The following is an 18335-nucleotide window of genomic DNA, read 5'->3' on the forward strand; positions in this document are numbered from 1 at the left end:
GCGCAAACACCCCGCCCTGCCCGGTCATCGGGAACACCAGCCCGGTCACCATTGGTCCGAGCAACGAGCCCACGCGACCAATTGCCGACGCAAACCCCGAGCCTGTGGCCCGCGCCGATGTCGGGTACAACTCCGGTGTGTAGGTGTAAAGCACCGCCCACATGCCGAACAGGAAAAACTGCATCAGTAGCCCGGAGGTGATCAACAGGCTGACGTTGCCGCCAAACACCGCGCTCTGACCATACAGAAACGCCATCACCCCGCCGCCGAGTAACGTCACCACGCACACCGGTTTACGTCCCCAACGTTCCACCAGCCAGGCGGCCATCAGGAAACCGGGAATCCCGCCAAGGGAAATCAGCACCGTGTAATACACCGACTGGGTCACGGCAAAACCTGACTGCTGCAGCAAGGCACTGAGCCAGGACGTCAGGCCATAGAACCCCAGCAAAGCGAAGAACCAGACGCTCCAGATCATCATCGTGCGCTGGCGGTACAGCGGCGACCAGATCTGCCGCAACGCGGAAAAGAAATGGCCCGGCGTACTCGCTGCTCTCGGCAGGCGGATCGGCTCAGGCAGCTGCGAACACCCCAGCGAGGCCCGGACCCGATCTTCGATGCGCAGCAAAACCTTGTCCGCCACGTCATGATGCCCGGCCTGTTCCAGCCAGCGCGGTGATTCGGGAATGAAAAAGCGAATCGCCAGGACAAACACCGCCGGCACCGCCAACACCAGGAAGATGTCCCGCCAGCCAATTATCGGCAGCAGGAAGTACGACAGTACGCCGGCGGCGACGAAGCCCAGCGGCCAGAAACCGTCCATCAACGCGATGTAGCGCCCACGTCGTTTGGCAGGAATCAGCTCCGAGAGCATCGACTGAGCGATGGGAAACTCCATGCCCATGCCGATCCCCAGCAGGATTCGGAACAACGTCAGCGTCTCGACGTTCTGCGCCGTGGAGCACAGGTAGCTGGCGATCCCCCACAGCACGATGCTCCACTGAAACACCGGTTTGCGCCCGAAACGGTCGGCCAGCATGCCGGACAGTGACGCCCCCACGACCATGCCGAAAAAGCTCGAACTGGCCAGCAACCCGGCCTGTGCCGTGCTCAGGCCAAACTCGGTTTTGATCGAGCCGAGCAGGAAGGTCATCATCGCCAGGTCCATGGAGTCGAAGAAAAACGCCAAGGCAATGATGATGAAAATGATCCGGTGATAACCGCTGATGGGCAGCCGTTCCAGTCGTTCTGCTGCGCTGAAGCCTTGTGTTTCCATGCCACACCCCCTCAATCCGAAAGTCCCCGGACGAGTGTGCGCGATAGCTGCTGGGGGTTACTGCTGGATGCGACCTGTTCGCAGCTCTGAGCGACGCCCGCAGCTTCGGGCGTCGATCTCGATGCGTCTACAAGGCCATTTCCAGCTCGGTTTCCTTGGCGAACCGATGGATTTCACGCTGCCCCGCGGCGGTGATCTGCAAGGCTCGCGAATCGTTGGGCAGGCTCAGCCAGCCTGACTGCATGAACAATTGCAGCAACGCAGCCCCCAGTGATCCGCCCATGTGCGGGCGTCTTTCGCTCCAGTCCGGACAAGCGCAGGCGACCCGGCTGTTGCGATGAGCCAGCGCCTGGATGAACACACCGCGCGTCGCCAATTGCGTGGCGCCTTTGTGAGTGATCATGACCCGCTGATCGAACTGTTCGATCCAGCCTGCATCCAGCAGACGCTGGTAAAGATCGGCGGCAAGGGTGCCGCCCAAATGGTCGTCGCAAAGCCTGGCGCGCAAGAGTGACGAAGGCGCTGCCTGAGGTTTGGCGATCGGTGAGGTGCGTTTGAAAACATCCGGGATTTCCCGAGGCTTGCTGGCCAGGGTGGCGCTGGCCAGAGCTTCTATTGCAGCCCCCACTTCAGGCGCGGCAAGGCGGAAGAACCGCTTGCGGCCGCGGAATTCGACTTTCAACAGACCTCCAGCGGACAAGCGCCCCAGATGCGCACTGGCCGAAGACGGTGACAGGCCAGCCAACAAGGCCAGCTCCTCGGTTTGCCGCGCCGAGCCGTCCATCAAGGCCCACATCATTGCGCTGCGCTTTGGGTCAGCCAGCAATGTGGCGATCTGGCTGATGCAAGGTGCATGTTCCATGTATTCACTCCCTGTTGAATCGTTTCGTCTACTGCTCAGAGACATCTTGACCAGTAATGTGTCGTCGGCCAAGCCGAGGAAACCGCCATAAACCGGGCAAAGCCGATCAATCGCAGAGGCCATTGCTCGCAGGTTTCGCAAAGCCGCGGCGATTGACCACGGGGCCTGGCTGACTCGGACGTGACTCGCCATTGCGAGATCGACGGTGCGTACATGAGGCGAGCGCTAGTATATGCGGGTTGACCGCCGGTTCCTGCCCTTGAGAAACCATTGGTGGTGATAGTTCCTGAGTGAAATTTCGCTATTTGCCTGCGACTAATGATCGATGCCCGATAACGTGGGAAATCGGCTACTCAAGCTGGCGCAACGACTGGCAAGCATTTCCCGTAAAAGGTTCACCGGCTTACTCAATTGTGCGCGATGGGCGCACAACAAATTCAGCGGTGCGCGCTCACACAGCAGTTCCGGCATGAGCACTTGCAACCGACCGGCCAGCACATCAGCGGCGACATCGAGCCAGGATTTGTAGGCGATCCCGGCACCTGCCACGGCCCACAGACGCACGACATCGGCATCATCGCTGAAACGATCGCCGCTGACGGTCAGGCTGATCTCGCGTTTGCCGTCGTGGAAACTCCAATGATCGTGGACCCGGCTGCCGAGCATGAACAGCAGGCAGTTGTGCTGAGCCAGTTGCTCCAGTTGCCGTGGCTCGCCGTGCCGGGCCAGGTAACTCGGGGCGGCACAAAGGACGCGGCGGTTCTGCGGGGCGATGGGCAGCGCCACCAGGCTTGAGTCTTCCGGCTCGCCGTAACGCAGGGCAATATCCACCGGTTGGCGGAACAGGTCGGCGATGCGATCGCCCAGCAGCAAACGCACCGTAAGCTTGGGATGCTCTCGCTGGAACTCGTCCAGCCAGGGCAGCAGCAGGTTGCGGCCAAAGTCCGAAGGCGCCGACAGCTGCAAAATCCCACTGACCTGGTCCTGACCGCTGGCCAATAAGCGACGCCCCTCATCCAGATTGCTCAAGGCTGCCCGAGCGTATTCGAGAAATCCCTCGCCTTCGGCGGTCAGCCGCAGGCTGCGGGTAGAACGGGCGAGCAACCGGGCGCCGAGTTGCTGTTCGATGCGTTTCAAAGCCGCACTGGCTACCGCCGCCGACATGTCCATCCCGCGCGCCGCCGCTGACAGACTGCCCAGGTCCGCCGCCCGGACAAATAACTGCAGGTCATCGAAACGCAGCATTGTTTAGCCTCGATTATCAAAAAATTATTGAAAGAGACTGCTCTTTTAGCGGGTTTTATCTTGCAGAGAAATAGCTAATCATCCCACCCATCCATTCATCCCGTTCCCGGAGTCGAACATGTCCCAACCTTTTACCGCCATCGCCACCCTCATCGCCAAACCCGGCCAGCAGGACGCCCTCGAACAGCACCTGCGGGCGCTGCTGGAACCGACCCGCGCCGAGGCCGGTTGCGGTCAATACGACTTGCACCAGGACCTCGCCAATCCTCTTGCCTTCTACATGATCGAAAAATGGAGCAGTGACGAAGCCCTGCAAGCCCATGACGACAGCGCGCACATCCAGAACTTCCGCGCCAAGGCTGGCGACTTTCTCGAACACTTCGACCTCAAGCGCCTGCGCTCCATCGTCTGACCCGACTTCTTTATGACTTCTCAGGAGCCAGTATGAAAGCCATTGCCTACTACGCCTCGTTGCCCATCAGCGACTCAAACTCTCTGCAAGACATCGACCTGCCAGAACCGGTTGCCGGCCCGCGTGACCTGTTGGTGGAAGTCAAAGCCATCTCGGTGAACCCGGTGGACACCAAGGTCCGCCAGAACGTACAGCCCGAAGCGGGCACGGCGAAAGTGCTGGGCTGGGACGTGGCCGGTGTGGTCAAGGCCGTCGGCAGTGAAGTGACGCTGTTCAAGGCCGGCGACAAAGTTTTCTACGCCGGCTCCATCGCCCGCGCGGGCGGCAACAGCGAACTGCACGTGGTCGATGAGCGGATCGTCGGCCGTATGCCGAAAACCCTCGGTTTCGCCGAAGCTGCCGCGCTGCCGCTGACGGCTATCACCGCGTGGGAATTGCTCTTCGAACGCCTGCAGGTGCGTGAAGGCAAAACCGATGAAGGCCAGAGCCTTTTGATCGTCGGTGCCGCTGGCGGTGTGGGGTCGATTCTTACGCAACTGGCCAGCCAGCTGACCGGGCTGAAAGTCATCGGCACCGCTTCCCGCCCACAAACCCAGAGCTGGGTTCGTGAGCTGGGTGCCGACCTGGTGATCGATCACAGCCAGCCGTTGAGCGAAGAGCTCAAACGCGCGGATGTCGATCAGGTGACCCACGTCGCCAGCCTGACCCAGACCGATCACCACCTGGACCAGTTGGTCGAGGCGCTGGCGCCGCAAGGCAAACTGGCCTTGATCGATGATCCGAAGGCGCTGGATGTGACCAAACTCAAGCGCAAGAGCCTGTCCCTGCACTGGGAGTTCATGTACACCCGCTCGCTGTTTGAAACCGCGGACATGATCGAGCAGCACAAATTACTCAACCGCGTGGCAGAGCTGATCGACGCCGGGACGCTGAAAACCACGGTCGGCGAGCATTTCGGAACCATCAACGCGGCGAACCTGCGTCGCGCCCACGAGCTGCTGGAAAGCGGCAAATCCAAGGGCAAGATTGTGCTCGAAGGGTTCTGAAACAAACTGACACAGTTGTCGCCCAGATGGGCGACACCGTCAGTCAGAGAGTTGACCGTTGTCACAATTGCGATCGTATTCGGGTCTACAATCGAAGCCTCTGCGGCACAATCTTTTACGTAACGTGTTTTACGAGAGGAGAGATCAGCAATGAAGATCCTGATAAAAGAATTGGCAAAATCCCAGTGGCAAGTCCGTCTTGACCAACACTCCGTGACGTTCCGCAGCGAAGCCGAAGCCCGCGCCTTCACTCGTACCCTCGAAGCGCGACTACAAGCGCCTCATCAAATTATTGACCACCAGCAGCGTGCCGCTGGCTGAGTCCGCCCTCAGGCCTGGGCTTGCGCCAGCGCCCGGGTATTTTGCAAACGCCGGGTGAGCATTGCCACGCTCACCACCAGAACTCCGCACAGGCTGATGACCATGGCCATCGGCACGGCACTGCCATCGTGTAAAACGCCCACCAATGCTGCCGCCCCGGCGGCGACACTGAATTGCAGGCAACCGAGCATCGCCGACGCACTGCCGGCCCTTGCGCCCTGCCCGTTCATGGCGCAGGCCGAGGCGTTGGGGAGGATGCAACCCAGGCTGGCAATGCAGACAAACAGCGGAATCAGCAACGGCCATAGCTGCGCGGTGTGCAACGAACTGACGGCCAGCAGCGCCAGCCCGGCGCCGACGTAGATCCACACGGTGCGCGCCAGCAGAAACGCCGGACCACGCTTGGCCAGCAATCGCGCGTTGAGCTGCGCCACCAGAATGAAGCCCGCCGCGTTGGTACCGAACAGCCAGCCGAAATGCTCGGGTGGCACGCCATACAGTTTGATGAAGACGAACGGCGAACCGGCGATGTAGGCAAACATCCCGGCGATGGCGATGCCACCGGTCAGGGCGTGGCCGAGGAACACCCGGTCCGACAACAGTCGACCGTACTGACGCAACGCCCCGGACAACGGTTGACGCGGCACATGGGCCGGTAGGCTTTCCGGCAGCCCGAGGGCAACGGCCAACCCTGCCAGCGCACTGAAACCGCTCAGCACCAGAAAGATCGACTGCCAGCCCGTGGTGTTGACCAACAGCCCGCCCAGCATCGGCGCAAGAATCGGCGCCAGGCCCATCACCAGCATCAACTGCGAAAAGACCTTGGCCGAACCCACCGCATCGCATTTATCGCTGACAACCGCCCGCGCAATCACCATCCCCGCGCAGCCGCCCAACGCCTGGATGAAACGTGCGCCCATCAACCATTCGAGGCTCGGCGCATAAGCGCAGGCCAGGGAGGCGGCGGTGAACAAGCCGACGCCGGTCAGCAAGGGAATACGTCGCCCAAATCGATCCGCTACCGGGCCATATGCCAGTTGACCGATGGACAGGCCAAGGAAATAGGCGGCCAAGGTCAGCTGAACGTGTTTTTCATCGGTGCCGAAGGCGAGCGCCATCGCCGGGAAGGCCGGCAGATAGAAATCGATCGCCAGCGGACCGAAGGCGCTCAAGGCGCCAAGAATCAAAATGGTACGGAGGTTCATCAGGCATCCAGTCGGGCATGGGTCGGCAGGCCGACAGTCTAGCCCCGCAGGGACGCCTTGAACATTCCGTTAGGTCGCTAACTATTAAAAACCACTGAATGAATGCAATCCCCTGTGGGAGCGAGCCTGCTCGCGAAAACGGAGTGTCAGTCGACATCACTGCTGAATGACACACCGCTTTCGCGAGCAGGCTCGCTCACACAGGGAGGATTGCGCTTTGTTCTCAGGCAACCTTGGCGGCGTAGCCCTCTTCGGTTATCACCGCGATCACCTGATCCGCCGACAAAGCACTCTCGACGCCGACTTCTTTCGCGGCCAGATCGACACGCACGCTGGCCGCAGGATCCTTGGCTTGCAGCGCCTGGGTGATGGCTTTGACGCAGTGACCACAGGACATGCCTTGAACGTTGAACACTTGCATGGGATGACTCCTTGAGTGAGGTTGCGTGCAGTCTCGAGCTTGCCATCATGGCAAGGTCAAGTTCTGCAGTGAGCTGCCGGGCTGGCAATCAACGCTGCGCTCGGCCAAGCTGCGTCCATCAATGACTCGACATCAGGAGATTCAGCCATGCGCTGGTCAGCTCTCAGCCTGTTTGGCTTTCTCAGCCTTTTTGCCGCGACACCTTCGGTTCAAGCCGCCGGGGAGGACTATGGCGTACTGATCATTTCCCGCGAGCGCCTGGAAGTCGCGACCTCCTGCGAGATCGGCGTGTACATCCAGGATCAGTTGTCGGCGCGGCTGTTCCAGGAGCAAAGCACCTCGTTCAACCTGCCACCGGGCAATGTGTCCTTGCGCCTGAAGCTGCTGCCGGGCCAGGCACCGGGCTGCAATCCGGGCATGCTCGCCCCGGGTTCGCAGAACATCACGCTCAAGGCCGGCGACGTGCTGAAGTTCCGGATTGCGATGACGCAGGAAGGGATGTACCTGAAACCCGCTGCCCTGGACTATTGATCGCCAGACCGATCGTTCCCACGCTCTGGGTGGGAATGCCTCAACGGACGCTCTGCGTTCGGCTTTTAAAGGGGACGCAGAGCGTCCCGGGCTGCATTCCCACGCAGAGCGTGGGAACGATCAGGTGCCAGTCTTTTGATCTGAGACATGGCGCTTGACCTTGCCAGCATGGCAAGGTTGATCCTGTGGGTATCTTCTACAGGGGGCGTGACCGATGTCCGAATCCACCACTTTCAATCTGCCGATTGCCGGCATGACCTGCGCCAGTTGCGCCGGGCGTGTCGAGCGTGCCTTGAGCAAAGTCATCGGCGCCTCTGCCGTCAGCGTCAACCTGGCCACCGAACAGGCCCGCGTCCAGGCGCCCAGCGACAGCCTGCCAGCGTTGATGGAGGCGGTGCAGCAGGCGGGTTACAGCGTGCCGCAACAGAGCCTGGAATTGAGCATCGACGGCATGACCTGCGCCTCCTGCGTCGGTCGGGTCGAGCGAGCGCTGGCCAAAGTGCCCGGAGTCAAAAGCGTCAGCGTCAACTTGGCCAATGAACGCGCCCACCTTGAGCTGCTCGGCCAGATCGATCCGCAAACCCTGATCGCTGCCGTGACCAAGGCGGGCTACAGCGCCAGCGTCTGGGAAGTCGAACACCCGCAAACCGATAATCAGCAACAACGCCTGCACCGCGAGCGTTGGGCCTTGATCATGGCGATCATCCTCGCCGCGCCGTTGGTGCTACCGATGTTGCTGCAACCGTTCGGCGTGCACTGGATGCTCCCGGCCTGGGTGCAATTCGCGTTGGCCACGCCAGTGCAATTCATCTTCGGTGCACGCTTTTACGTCGCGGCCTGGAAAGCCGTGCGCGCCGGTGCCGGCAACATGGATTTACTGGTCGCGTTGGGTACCAGCGCCGGTTATGGCCTGAGCCTTTATGAATGGGCCACCGCCGCCGGGCGCATGCCGCACCTGTATTTCGAAGCCTCGGCGGTGGTGATCGCCCTGGTGCTGCTGGGCAAATACCTGGAAAGCCGCGCCAAGCGCCAGACTGCCAGCGCCATTCGCGCACTCGAAGCCTTGCGCCCGGAGCGGGCGATTCAGGTGATCGACGGCCGCGAGCAGGACGTCGCGATCAGCGCCTTGCGCCTCAATGATCTGGTGATGGTCAAACCCGGCGAACGCTTCCCGGTAGACGGTGAAGTGGTCGAAGGCCAGAGCCACGCCGACGAAGCGCTGATCAGCGGCGAAAGCCTGCCGGTGCCCAAACAACCCGGCGACAAGGTCACCGGCGGCGCGATCAATGGCGAAGGCCGGTTGCTCGTTCGCACCCTGGCCTTGGGTGCGGAAACCGTGCTCGCCCGCATCATCCGCCTGGTCGAAGACGCTCAGGCCGCGAAGGCTCCGATCCAGAAACTGGTGGATAAAGTCAGCCAGGTGTTCGTGCCAACGGTTCTGCTGATTGCATTGGCAACCTTGATCGGTTGGTGGTTGTACGGCGCACCGATGGAAACCGCGCTGATCAATGCCGTGGCGGTATTGGTGATCGCTTGCCCGTGCGCCTTGGGGTTGGCCACACCAACGGCAATCATGGCCGGGACCGGCGTGGCGGCGCGCTACGGGATTCTGATCAAGGACGCCGAGGCGTTGGAGCGTGCCCATGAAGTCAGTGCGGTGGTCTTCGACAAGACCGGCACGCTGACTTCGGGGACTCCGCGCATCGCTCATCTGAGCGCAATCAACCATGACGAAGCGGCCCTGCTGCAAATGGCCGGCGCCCTGCAACGCGGCAGTGAACACCCACTGGCCAAGGCAGTTCTGGACGCTTGCGCCGAACGCGGCTTGACGGTGGCCGATGTCACCGACAGCCAATCCCTGACCGGCCGTGGCATCGCGGGCACTCTGGGCGGTCGTCGATTGGCGCTGGGCAACCGTCGTCTCTTGGAAGAAAGCGGCTTGAACGCCGGTGAATGGGCTGAGTCTGCTGCCGCGTGGGAAACCGAAGGCCGGACCCTGTCCTGGCTGATCGAGCAAAGTCCCGAACTTCGGGTGCTGGGCCTCTTCGCTTTCGGCGACACCCTCAAACCCGGCGCGCTGCAAGCCGTGCAACAACTCAATGCACGCAACATCAGCAGCCACCTGCTGACCGGCGACAATCGCGGCAGCGCCAAAGTGGTTGCCGAAGCGCTGGGCATCACGGATGTCCACGCCGAAGTACTGCCGGCGGACAAAGCGGCCACCGTCGCCACACTCAAGAAAAACGGTGTGGTAGCGATGGTCGGCGACGGCATCAACGACGCACCCGCCCTGGCCGCCGCCGACATCGGTATCGCCATGGGCGGCGGCACCGACGTTGCGATGCACGCGGCCGGGATCACCCTGATGCGCGGCGACCCACGCTTGGTGCCGGCGGCGCTGGAGATCAGCCGCAAGACCTACGCGAAGATCCGTCAGAACCTGTTCTGGGCTTTCGTGTACAACCTGATCGGCATTCCGCTGGCAGCCTTCGGCTTCCTCAACCCGGTGCTGGCCGGTGCGGCCATGGCGTTGTCGAGCGTCAGTGTGGTGAGCAATGCGCTACTGTTGAAAACCTGGAAACCCAAGGATCTGGAGGACAACCGATGAACATCGGCCAAGCGGCCCGCCAAAGCGGCCTGAGTGCGAAGATGATCCGTTATTACGAATCCATCGGTTTGCTCAAGGCCGCCCATCGTACCGACAGCGGCTATCGGGTGTACGGCGACGACGACCTGCATACCCTGGCGTTCATCAAGCGCTCCCGGGACCTGGGGTTCTCACTGGATGAGGTCGGCAAACTGCTGACCCTCTGGCAGGACCGCCAAAGGGCCAGCGCCGACGTGAAGGCCCTGGCCCGTCAGCACATCGACGAGCTGAACCAGAAAATCCGCGAACTCGGCCAACTGCGCGACACCCTGCAGGACCTGGTCGAACACTGCCACGGCGATCACCGTCCCGACTGCCCGATCCTCAAGAGCCTGGAGTCGGGCTGTTGCGCACCACCCGCTCGCCCCTGATCGCCAGCACCTTCATCACCAACAAGGTGGTGAGGGGAATGCCGTGGAACAACAGCACCACGGCACCCGGCGTCCACCATGAATAGAACGGCGCGGCGATCAGCATGCCGACGCCGAACCCGGTCATTTGCAGCAGCGTCAGGAAGCTGAAGATCGGCAGGCGCAGGTTGTCCGGTTCGCGCTGCAGACGCGACATCAGGCCGACTTCCGAGAAACCGTCGCCCAACCCCGCCGGCAACGAGAACAACAGCAAACCGTAGAGCGTTTGCTGCTGAAACATCAGGATGAAGCCGCAGGACATCAGCAACACACCAAAGAAGAATCGCCGCTCCAGGTTCACGTTATCCGAGCGTTTCAGCCGGCTGGCGATGCGTGCACCGATGAGTTTTCCGCTGGCCCAGACCGCCAGCATCAGTCCCAGCGTGGTGCTGGCCGAGTCGGGCGTCAGCAGTCTGGAAATGATCGGAAACCCCACGTTGTGCGCGGCACTGCCAAGGGTGTCAGCCATCGCCACCGCGAGCATCGCCGCCACCACCGGTGCACTGCGCAGCCCCTGGACCAGGGCCGCCCATTCACCACGTTCGTGAATCGGTTGGTCACTGGGCGCTGGGAGTGAAAAACGCAGCGGCCAGATGAACAACGCGGCCAGCAGATAGGTGACCACGTTCAATGCAAACACTGTTTCAAAGCCGAATGCCGCCACCAATAGCCCTGACACCAGACTTCCGCCGACCATGGCGGCCGACGACGCCGAGGTGATCCAGGCGTTGGCCTTGAGCAACTGATCGGCCTCGATCAAGTGCGGCAATTGACTGTTGAGGCCGATGGCGAACATCGAATTGCCAAATCCCAGACCGAAAGCGATTACCGGCAACAGCAGCATTTGCTGGGCGACAGGCAGCACCAGCAGCAAGCCCAGCAGCCCGGCGCGTAACAGGTCGAAGGCAATCAGCGGCAGGCGCCCGGCCCAGCGGCGATAAAACGTCGTGCCGATGAGGCTGGCGAATATTCCACCGGCCACGCGGCTGGCGAGGAAAATGCCGACGCTCATGGCGCTGTTGCTGAGCAGGTAGACGTAGGTGGCCAGGGCGACCATGTTGAGGAAGGCGCCGAAGTCCGAGATCAGACGGGCGGCGATGATCAGTTGGGCATTGCGGGGGGATGCGGTGTTCACATTCAATCCTTGAGTGTGGGGAGCAGCAGGGAGAACATAAAACTCTGTTACACCAAAATTCCAATGTGGGAGCGGGCTTGCTCGCTCCCACATTGGTTCTTCAGCGTTTGGGGATGAGGTGACAGGCATCTACAAAAAACCCGGCCGAAGCCGGGTTTTTCGTTAACCGATCACTGCATCCAGGGCGGAGGCGGTTCTTCGGCTTTGCTCGGTGGCGCGTCATCTGCCGCGCGGATCGCTTGCTTGCGCTCTTCATCAAGGCGTGCGGCCTCGATTTCGCGCATGATCCCGCCAACATCGGCCAACTCTTCCGGCTCATCGAACTCGCCGGTCAAGATGCTGGCCGGGTGCAAGGTGCCGGCTTCGAACAGGGCCCACATTTCCTTGGCGTACTTGGTCTTTTTCAACTCCGGCGCAAACCGCCCGAAATAAGACGCCATGTTGCCCACATCCCGCTCCAGCATGCTGAACGCGTGGTTGTTGCCCGCCGCATCGACCGCTTGCGGCAGGTCGATGATCACCGGGCCGGTCGGGGTCAGCAGTACGTTGAACTCCGACAGGTCACCGTGCACCAGACCGGTACACAACATCAGCACGATCTGCGAAATCAGGAACGCGTGATACTCGCGCGCCTGATCCGGTTCCAGCACCACGTCGTTCAGACGCGGCGCGGCATCACCGTACTCATCGGCCACCAGCTCCATCAACAGCACGCCTTCAAGGAAGTCGTACGGCTGCGGAACCCGCACGCCAGCACCGGCCAGACGGAACAACGCCGCCACTTCGGCATTCTGCCAGGCATCTTCGGTTTCTTTCTTGCCGAACTTGGAGCCCTTGGCCATCGCTCGAGCCTGACGGCTGTTGCGCACCTTGCGGCCTTCCTGATACTCGGCCGCCTGACGGAAACTGCGTTTATTCGCCTCCTTGTAGACCTTCGCGCAACGTAACTCGTTGCCGCAGCGCACCACATAAACAGCTGCTTCTTTACCACTCATGAGTGGGCGCAGCACCTCGTCGACCAGACCGTCCTCGATCAGGGGTTCAATGCGTTTTGGAGTCTTCATCAGCTTTTATTGGGGGTCCTTTATTACCAAACACGCGAAAGTCATTCGTTATACGGCAATCCACTCGTTCGGGGGAGGGGTTGCCGACCTATGAACGCTCCAATAACCGTCAACAAGCACACAACGTGCCGGATTAATCGGTCAACAACCGCCAGTCATCATCGGCCGCCACAGATCATAGCTGACCCTGCGTCACTTGTTGCTGAAGGGCCAAACGGGTATTTACGACAAAAGCTGACATCTGGATTCATACCCTTCGTAGGATTTTTCTAAACAGGCCTCAATTTCCGCCTCGGCCAGCCGAAGTCATCTGAGACAAAGTGATTTGTCCGACAATCGTTTACGGCTGCCAATAATCCGCGAGTCATCTGCACTGCGTGGGCCTACAAGAAAAATCTGGAGCGCGGATGAACATCAAACAGAAGTTGACCTGGGCGTTTGCAATCATCGCCTGCTTGCCGGTGGTGCTGGTCGCTACCCTGGTTGTGCTGAACTTGCGCAGCGATGCCAAGGACAGTTTCGTCGACGGCAGTGGCCGCGAGATTCGTCAGGTCAGCAACGCCATGCAACTGTTCTTCGACGGCATCAGCCAGAACGTGGATTACCTGGCCACCCAACCGCTGATCAAGAACTCCGATGACAGCCTCAAGACCTACATAAGCGCCAACGCCGAGAGCATTCCCCAAGGCGAGATGGACAAGAAGGTCTTCGCTCTCCTTCAGGACCTGGGTAACAGTCACCCGTCCTACGCCTATGCCATTCTCGGCACCGCGGCGGGCGGTTATGTGTCCTGGCCCGACGATGCCAAGCTGAACAATTACGACCCGCGCCAGCGCCCCTGGTACAAGGCGGCCCAGGCCAAACCCGGTAAACCGTTCCGCACTGAGGCCTATTACTGGGCCCAGGACGACGCGACGTACGTCAGTACCGTGCGCACCATCGATAACAAATTGGGCACTAATGGCGGCGTGGTCAGCATCGACGTGACGCTCAAGCAGCTCACCGAAATCGTCAAACAGATCAAGCTCGGTGAAACCGGCTACCTGATGCTGCTGGAAAACACCGGCACCGTGCTGGTCGATCCAAAGAAACCTGAACACAACTTCAAAGCGCTGAGCAGCCTCGGCGACGGCTACGCGCAACTGGCCAAGGCCGGCAAAGGGCTGGTGGAAGTCGAGCTGAACGGCGAACGCTACATGGCCAACGTCTGGCCGTCAGAGCAGCTGGGCTGGACCTTTATCGGCCTGATCAAGCAGACCGACGTGATGAGTTCGGCCACCCAACTGACCTGGTTGATCGCGATCATCGCCGCCGTGCTGGCGGTGCTCTTCGCCATCGTCGGCGCCAGTTTCGCCAGTCTGATCGTGCGGCCGATCCGCAGTGTGGCCAGCGGTCTGGAAGGCATCGCCCAAGGCGAAGGCGACCTGACCAAGAACCTGCAAATCCGTGGCAGCGACGAAACCGCGCAACTGGCCAACTGGTTCAACCAGTTTTTGGCGGCGATTCGCAACTTGATCCAGAGCATTGGCGGTGCCGCGACCAAGATCCTCGCCACCTCCAAGAGTTCGACCCAGGTCTCCAGCGACATGGCCGAAGCCGCCGGACGTCAGCGTGAAGCGGTGGACATGGTGTCCACGGCGTTCCACGAAATGGTCGCCACCGCCAACGAAGTCGCCCGCTCTTGCAGCCAGGCGGCGGAATCGGCCGACAGCGGCCAGCGCCAGGCGCGTGAAGGTCAGCAGCAGATTGATGCGGCCGTGACCAGCGTTGATCGCTTGAGCCAGGAAATCGAACAATCGGCCCAGTCGATGCAGCAACTTGAGCGCGACAGCAACGACATTCAGTCAATCCTGGGGACCATTCGCTCGATTGCCGAACAGACCAACCTGCTGGCACTGAACGCGGCCATTGAAGCGGCACGGGCCGGCGAACAGGGTCGTGGGTTTGCGGTGGTCGCCGATGAAGTTCGGGCGTTGGCCAAACGCACGGCGGATTCCACGGCGGAAATCGACGGTTTACTGGGCAACCTCGCCAAACGTACCAGTCAGGTGACCCAGCAAATGCATGCGAGCCTGGAAGTGTCCCAGCAATCGGTGACGCGAATCGGTGAAGCACGCAGCAGCTTCGGGCTGATCAGGGAGTCGGTCGACGTGATCCGCGACATGAACACCCAGATCGCTACGGCGGCGGAAGAACAGCATCAGGTGGCTGAAGACATCAATCGGCACATCAGCCAGATTCATGGTGATGCGCAATTAGTGGCGGAACTGGCCAACTCGGCGCGGCTGGATTCGCAGAGCCTGGCCGGGTTGTCGAATGAGCTGGATGGGTTGGTGCGCCGCTTCAGAACCTGATCCAGAATCCCGCTGGCCGCTGCGCGGCCAATCGCGAGCAGGCTCGCTCCCACAGGGTTTTGTTGATCGTTCCCACGCTCTGCGTGGGAATGCAGCCCGGGACGCTCCGCGTCCCATTCGAAAGCTGGAACGCGGAGCGTCCCTTGAGGCATTCCCACGCGGAGCATGGGAACGATCATCACTGCCGAAACAACTCTCCGGGGGTAAACCCGAACAGGCTTTTGAACGCCGCAATAAACGCCGACGTCGAGTCATACCCGCAAGACAGCGCGGCATTCGTCACGCTGTCCCCCTCCTCCAGCAAACTCAACGACGACAGCAGCCGCATCCGCTGCCGCCACCCTCGAAAGCTCAAGCCGGTTTCCCGCTGGAATAACCGCATCAAGGTCTTCTCCGAGGTCCCCAACCGCTCGGCCCACGCCTGCAAGGTCACATTGCGCTCAGGGCTTTCGATCAGCTCGTTGCACAGCCCCAGCAACCGTTCATGACGCGGTAACGGTAGCGAGAAGCCAACCTCCGGCAGATGCGCCAACTGGTCCAGCAGCACACTCACCAGCCGCGCGTCCTGACTGTCGCCCTGTGGATATTCAACCGGCAGCAAACAAAAACTCTTGATCAGCTCCCGGGCCAACGGCGTCACTTCCAGCACCCGGCAACGCTCCTCCGCCCAATCACAATCCTCGCGGCGCACATAGAGGCTGCGCATCTCGGCGCGCATTGAAGTCACCACCTGGTGTTCGAGATTCGCCGGAATCCAGATACCCCACTGCGGCGGCGCAAAGAAACTGCCTTCGGCAGTGTGCACGCCGAGAACGCCGCTGATCGCGTAGGAAAACTGTACCCAATCGTGCCGATGGGGCGAGGTCCATGAACCGGCGGTGAGACTTTCCGCTCGGGCATACAGCGCACGCGGCAATGCCGTCAGCGTCGGAATCGTCCGTTCAAGGGAAAGTTGTCCGTTAGTCGGCATTGATTGGCCTTGTGTCGCAAGACGGCTGTTGGAGCCGACGTTAGGCTAAGTCACCAATTCTTACAAATGTATTCGGTGCCTGTTATGCATGCCTTCAAACACCTCAAACGCGTGGTCACTGACTGGTTCTTGTGTGGCATGTTGATTGCCACGCTGCTGGCGTATGTCTTCCCGACCTTCGGGGCCACCGGCGGCGGCATGCACGCTGAATACGTGATCAACATCGGCGTGTTCCTGGTGTTCTTCCTGCACGGAGTCAACCTGTCCAGCGAGCAAATCACTCACGGTCTGAAAAACTGGAAGCTGCACGTGATGGTCCAGGGTTTCACCTTCGCAGTGTTTCCGCTGATCTGGCTGCTGAGCGACAAGCTGTTGGGTTCGCACATTCCGTCGTTATTGATGCTGGGCTTTTTGTACCTCTGTGCCCTGCCCTCGACCATCTCCTCATCTGTGGCCCTGACCGGCAGCGCGGGCGGCAACGTACCGGCGGCGATTCTCAACGCGAGCCTGTCCAGCGTGCTGGGGATTTTCCTGACGCCGTTGCTGGTGAGTTTTGTGGTCGGCAGCGGCGCTGGCGGCATCGATCTGGGCGCAACCCTGCTCGACCTCTGCGCCATGTTGCTGTTGCCACTGGTACTCGGCCAATTGCTGCGACCATGGCTAGGCAAGTTCTTCGCCCGCCACAAGCGCTACACCAACATCGCCGACAAACTGGTGATTCTGTTGCTGGTCTACGCGGCGTTCTGCAATTCGATGGTCTCGGGGATGTGGCAAAAGCAGGGCAACAGCGTGATCCTCACGGCACTGATCGGCAGTGCAATCCTGCTGGCGATCATCCTGTGGATGACCACCCGCACCGCTCGCGCATTGCAATTCAGCCCCGCCGATGAAATCGCCGCGGTGTTCTGCGCCAGCAAGAAATCCCTGGCCGCCGGAGCGCCGATGGCAGCGCTGATCTTCGGCGCCAACCCGGGGCTTGGGCTGATCCTGCTGCCGATCATGATCTACCACCCGCTGCAGCTGATCGTCTGCTCGGTGATGGCCGAGGGTTACGCCAACCGCAATCGGCAGCTGGCGCAACAGCAAAACGCCCCAACCCTCAGCGCTCGATAATCGCCGTCACGCCCTGACCACCGGCGGCGCAAATCGAGATCAACCCTCGGCCCTTGCCCGCCGCATCCAGCAATTTCGCGAGGTTGGCAACGATGCGCGCCCCGGTGGCGGCAAAGGGATGCCCCGCCGCCAGTGAACTGCCTTTGACGTTGAGACGGCTGCGGTCGATGGAGCCCAGTGGCGCATCGAGACCGAGGCGGGTTTTGCAATACTCCGGATCTTCCCAGGCCTTCAATGTGCAGAGCACCTGCGCGGCGAAGGCTTCGTGGATTTCGTAGTAATCGAAGTCCTGCAAGGTCAGGCCGTTGCGCGCCAGCAAACGCGGCACCGCGTACACCGGCGCCATCAACAGCCCTTCCGCACCATTGACGAAATCCACCGCCGCCGTCTCGCCGTCACGCCAATAGGCGAGGATCGGCAAGCCGCGCTCTTTCGCCCATTCCTCACTGCCCAGCAACACCACCGATGCACCATCGGTGAGCGGCGTCGAATTGCCCGCAGTCAGGGTGCCCTTGGCGCTTTTCTCGAAGGCCGGTTTCAGTGAGGCGAGTTTTTCCAGAGTCAGATCCGGGCGCAGGTTGTTGTCCCGGGTCAGGCCGAGGAACGGTGTGATCAAATCGTTGTGCCAGCCTTCGGCGTAGGACGCGGCCAGTTTCTGATGACTTTCCTGGGTCAGCTGATCCTGTTCGTCACGCGGGATGCTCCAGGTCTGGGCCATCATTTCACAGTGCTCGCCCATCGTCCGGCCGGTGCGCGGCTCGCCGATGCTTGGAAAGTAGGGCATCAAATGACGAGGACGCAGTTGCAGGAAGGTTTTAAGTTTGTCGGCGGTGCTGCGGGCGCGATTGGCCCGCAGAAGGATCTTGCGCAGGCTTTCGTTTACACCGATCGGCACGTCCGAAGCTGTGTCGACGCCACCGGCAATGCCGCATTCGATCTGACCCACTGCGATTTTGTTCGCCACCAGCAATGTCGCCTCCAGCCCCGTGCCGCAGGCTTGCTGGATGTCGTAGGCCGGCGTCATCGGCGACAACCGCGAGCCCAGCACGCATTCGCGGGTCAGGCCGGAATCGCGCAAATACTTGACCAGCGCACCCGCAGCCACTTCGCCCATGCGCACACCGTGCAGGTTATAGCGCTCGATCAGGCCTTCCAGCGCTGCGGTGAACATCGCCTGGTTACTGGCAGTGGCGTACGGCCCGTTGGACCGGGCAAAGGGGATACGGTTACCACCAATAATCGCAACGCGGCGCAGTTGAGTCATGAAAAGCTCCTGATGAAATTTCCAAATTGAAAACCAACCCCCTGTAGGAGCCTAGCTAG

At 61.0% G+C, this 18335-nt stretch carries 17 protein-coding genes and 1 pseudogene; 9 read left to right on the plus strand and 9 right to left on the minus strand.

Going from position 1 to position 18335, the window contains the following annotated elements; genetic code table 11:
• The 3 genes from AC3WP4_RS20170 to vimR form a co-directional block, all read right to left on the minus strand.
• A partial coding sequence (locus AC3WP4_RS20170) for an MFS transporter (protein ID WP_102650640.1) occupies nucleotides 1–1276 on the minus strand: 1276 nt, incomplete at its 3' end.
• A gap of 127 nt (nucleotides 1277–1403) precedes the next feature.
• Nucleotides 1404–2138 carry an ArsR/SmtB family transcription factor gene (locus AC3WP4_RS20175; protein WP_074873522.1) on the minus strand — a complete coding sequence of 245 codons (735 nt, stop codon included), beginning with the start codon at nucleotides 2136–2138 and terminating at the stop codon, nucleotides 1404–1406.
• A 315-nt stretch (nucleotides 2139–2453) separates the two neighbouring features.
• Nucleotides 2454–3383, minus strand: coding sequence for a transcription regulator VimR (vimR, locus tag AC3WP4_RS20180; protein ID WP_074873520.1), 930 nt, complete (start codon nucleotides 3381–3383; stop codon nucleotides 2454–2456).
• A 118-nt stretch (nucleotides 3384–3501) separates the two neighbouring features.
• Between vimR and AC3WP4_RS20185 the strand changes: the two genes are divergently transcribed.
• The 3 genes from AC3WP4_RS20185 (at nucleotide 3502) to AC3WP4_RS20195 (ending at nucleotide 5162) form a co-directional block, all read left to right on the plus strand.
• A complete protein-coding gene (locus AC3WP4_RS20185) occupies nucleotides 3502–3795 on the plus strand; it encodes a putative quinol monooxygenase (protein ID WP_076028755.1) in 294 nt (97 codons plus the stop codon).
• 32 nt (nucleotides 3796–3827) lie between these two features.
• Complete coding sequence (locus AC3WP4_RS20190) at nucleotides 3828–4841, plus strand: zinc-binding alcohol dehydrogenase family protein (RefSeq protein WP_102615716.1); 1014 nt, start codon at nucleotides 3828–3830, stop codon at nucleotides 4839–4841.
• Between the two features lie 150 nt (nucleotides 4842–4991).
• A complete protein-coding gene (locus AC3WP4_RS20195) occupies nucleotides 4992–5162 on the plus strand; it encodes a hypothetical protein (protein ID WP_173860477.1) in 171 nt (56 codons plus the stop codon).
• Nucleotides 5163–5170: 8 nt separating this feature from the next.
• Here AC3WP4_RS20195 and AC3WP4_RS20200 read toward each other — a convergent pair whose 3' ends face one another.
• Complete coding sequence (locus tag AC3WP4_RS20200) at nucleotides 5171–6367, minus strand: multidrug effflux MFS transporter (protein WP_074873514.1); 1197 nt, start codon at nucleotides 6365–6367, stop codon at nucleotides 5171–5173.
• 223 nt (nucleotides 6368–6590) lie between these two features.
• Nucleotides 6591–6788 carry a heavy-metal-associated domain-containing protein gene (locus AC3WP4_RS20205; protein ID WP_074873512.1) on the minus strand — a complete coding sequence of 66 codons (198 nt, stop codon included), beginning with the start codon at nucleotides 6786–6788 and terminating at the stop codon, nucleotides 6591–6593.
• 147 nt (nucleotides 6789–6935) lie between these two features.
• On the opposite strand from AC3WP4_RS20205, the gene AC3WP4_RS20210 reads away from it, so the two are divergent.
• The 3 genes from AC3WP4_RS20210 (at nucleotide 6936) to cueR (ending at nucleotide 10337) form a co-directional block, all read left to right on the plus strand.
• A complete protein-coding gene (locus tag AC3WP4_RS20210) occupies nucleotides 6936–7319 on the plus strand; it encodes a hypothetical protein (protein WP_102615715.1) in 384 nt (127 codons plus the stop codon).
• 214 nt (nucleotides 7320–7533) lie between these two features.
• Nucleotides 7534–9927 (plus strand): heavy metal translocating P-type ATPase, encoded by a 2394-nt coding sequence (locus AC3WP4_RS20215; RefSeq protein ID WP_102615714.1) that lies wholly within the window; start codon nucleotides 7534–7536, stop codon nucleotides 9925–9927.
• A complete protein-coding gene (gene cueR, locus AC3WP4_RS20220; protein ID WP_102615713.1) occupies nucleotides 9924–10337 on the plus strand; it encodes a Cu(I)-responsive transcriptional regulator in 414 nt (137 codons plus the stop codon). The genes AC3WP4_RS20215 and cueR overlap by 4 nt, the downstream gene beginning before the upstream one ends.
• Here the strand turns inward: cueR and AC3WP4_RS20225 are convergent.
• Both AC3WP4_RS20225 and AC3WP4_RS20230 read right to left on the minus strand, forming a co-directional pair.
• Entirely contained in the window at nucleotides 10291–11511 is a 1221-nt protein-coding gene (locus tag AC3WP4_RS20225; protein ID WP_102615712.1) for an MFS transporter, read from the minus strand. The genes cueR and AC3WP4_RS20225 overlap by 47 nt on opposite strands.
• A gap of 170 nt (nucleotides 11512–11681) precedes the next feature.
• On the minus strand, nucleotides 11682–12575 hold the full coding sequence (locus AC3WP4_RS20230) for a PA4780 family RIO1-like protein kinase (protein ID WP_008156543.1): 894 nt from the start codon (nucleotides 12573–12575) through the stop codon (nucleotides 11682–11684).
• A gap of 563 nt (nucleotides 12576–13138) precedes the next feature.
• On the opposite strand from AC3WP4_RS20230, the pseudogene AC3WP4_RS20235 reads away from it, so the two are divergent.
• Both AC3WP4_RS20235 and AC3WP4_RS20240 read left to right on the plus strand, forming a co-directional pair.
• Nucleotides 13139–14071: pseudogene (locus AC3WP4_RS20235) on the plus strand (cache domain-containing protein); the annotation flags it as partial.
• A 129-nt stretch (nucleotides 14072–14200) separates the two neighbouring features.
• A complete protein-coding gene (locus AC3WP4_RS20240) occupies nucleotides 14201–14929 on the plus strand; it encodes a methyl-accepting chemotaxis protein (protein WP_371917828.1) in 729 nt (242 codons plus the stop codon).
• A 178-nt stretch (nucleotides 14930–15107) separates the two neighbouring features.
• On the opposite strand, the gene AC3WP4_RS20245 is transcribed toward AC3WP4_RS20240, so the two are convergent.
• Nucleotides 15108–15899, minus strand: coding sequence for an AraC family transcriptional regulator (locus tag AC3WP4_RS20245; protein WP_102615710.1), 792 nt, complete (start codon nucleotides 15897–15899; stop codon nucleotides 15108–15110).
• Between the two features lie 9 nt (nucleotides 15900–15908).
• On the opposite strand from AC3WP4_RS20245, the gene AC3WP4_RS20250 reads away from it, so the two are divergent.
• Nucleotides 15909–17012, plus strand: a complete 1104-nt coding sequence (locus tag AC3WP4_RS20250; protein WP_173860478.1) for a bile acid:sodium symporter family protein — start codon at nucleotides 15909–15911, stop codon at nucleotides 17010–17012.
• Here the strand turns inward: AC3WP4_RS20250 and AC3WP4_RS20255 are convergent.
• Nucleotides 16999–18276 carry an acetyl-CoA C-acetyltransferase gene (locus tag AC3WP4_RS20255; protein WP_102615709.1) on the minus strand — a complete coding sequence of 426 codons (1278 nt, stop codon included), beginning with the start codon at nucleotides 18274–18276 and terminating at the stop codon, nucleotides 16999–17001. The genes AC3WP4_RS20250 and AC3WP4_RS20255 overlap by 14 nt on opposite strands.
• Nucleotides 18277–18335 lie beyond the last annotated feature (59 nt).

The sequence above is a fragment of the Pseudomonas sp. FW305-20 genome (genome assembly GCF_058788075.1).

Bases quoted from the DNA above. Each gene is read 5' to 3' on its own strand.
- AC3WP4_RS20255 (WP_102615709.1), bottom strand. From the start codon at position 18,276: ATGACTCAACTGCGCCGCGTTGCGATTATTGGTGGTAACCGTATCCCC.
- AC3WP4_RS20190 (WP_102615716.1), top strand. From the start codon at position 3,828: ATGAAAGCCATTGCCTACTACGCCTCGTTGCCCATCAGCGACTCAAAC.
- AC3WP4_RS20200 (WP_074873514.1), bottom strand. From the start codon at position 6,367: ATGAACCTCCGTACCATTTTGATTCTTGGCGCCTTGAGCGCCTTCGGT.
- AC3WP4_RS20175 (WP_074873522.1), bottom strand. From the start codon at position 2,138: ATGGAACATGCACCTTGCATCAGCCAGATCGCCACATTGCTGGCTGAC.
- AC3WP4_RS20205 (WP_074873512.1), bottom strand. From the start codon at position 6,788: ATGCAAGTGTTCAACGTTCAAGGCATGTCCTGTGGTCACTGCGTCAAA.
- AC3WP4_RS20245 (WP_102615710.1), bottom strand. From the start codon at position 15,899: ATGCCGACTAACGGACAACTTTCCCTTGAACGGACGATTCCGACGCTG.
- vimR (WP_074873520.1), bottom strand. From the start codon at position 3,383: ATGCTGCGTTTCGATGACCTGCAGTTATTTGTCCGGGCGGCGGACCTG.
- AC3WP4_RS20185 (WP_076028755.1), top strand. From the start codon at position 3,502: ATGTCCCAACCTTTTACCGCCATCGCCACCCTCATCGCCAAACCCGGC.
- AC3WP4_RS20240 (WP_371917828.1), top strand. From the start codon at position 14,201: ATGGTGTCCACGGCGTTCCACGAAATGGTCGCCACCGCCAACGAAGTC.
- AC3WP4_RS20210 (WP_102615715.1), top strand. From the start codon at position 6,936: ATGCGCTGGTCAGCTCTCAGCCTGTTTGGCTTTCTCAGCCTTTTTGCC.
- cueR (WP_102615713.1), top strand. From the start codon at position 9,924: ATGAACATCGGCCAAGCGGCCCGCCAAAGCGGCCTGAGTGCGAAGATG.
- AC3WP4_RS20215 (WP_102615714.1), top strand. From the start codon at position 7,534: ATGTCCGAATCCACCACTTTCAATCTGCCGATTGCCGGCATGACCTGC.
- AC3WP4_RS20230 (WP_008156543.1), bottom strand. From the start codon at position 12,575: ATGAAGACTCCAAAACGCATTGAACCCCTGATCGAGGACGGTCTGGTC.
- AC3WP4_RS20195 (WP_173860477.1), top strand. From the start codon at position 4,992: ATGAAGATCCTGATAAAAGAATTGGCAAAATCCCAGTGGCAAGTCCGT.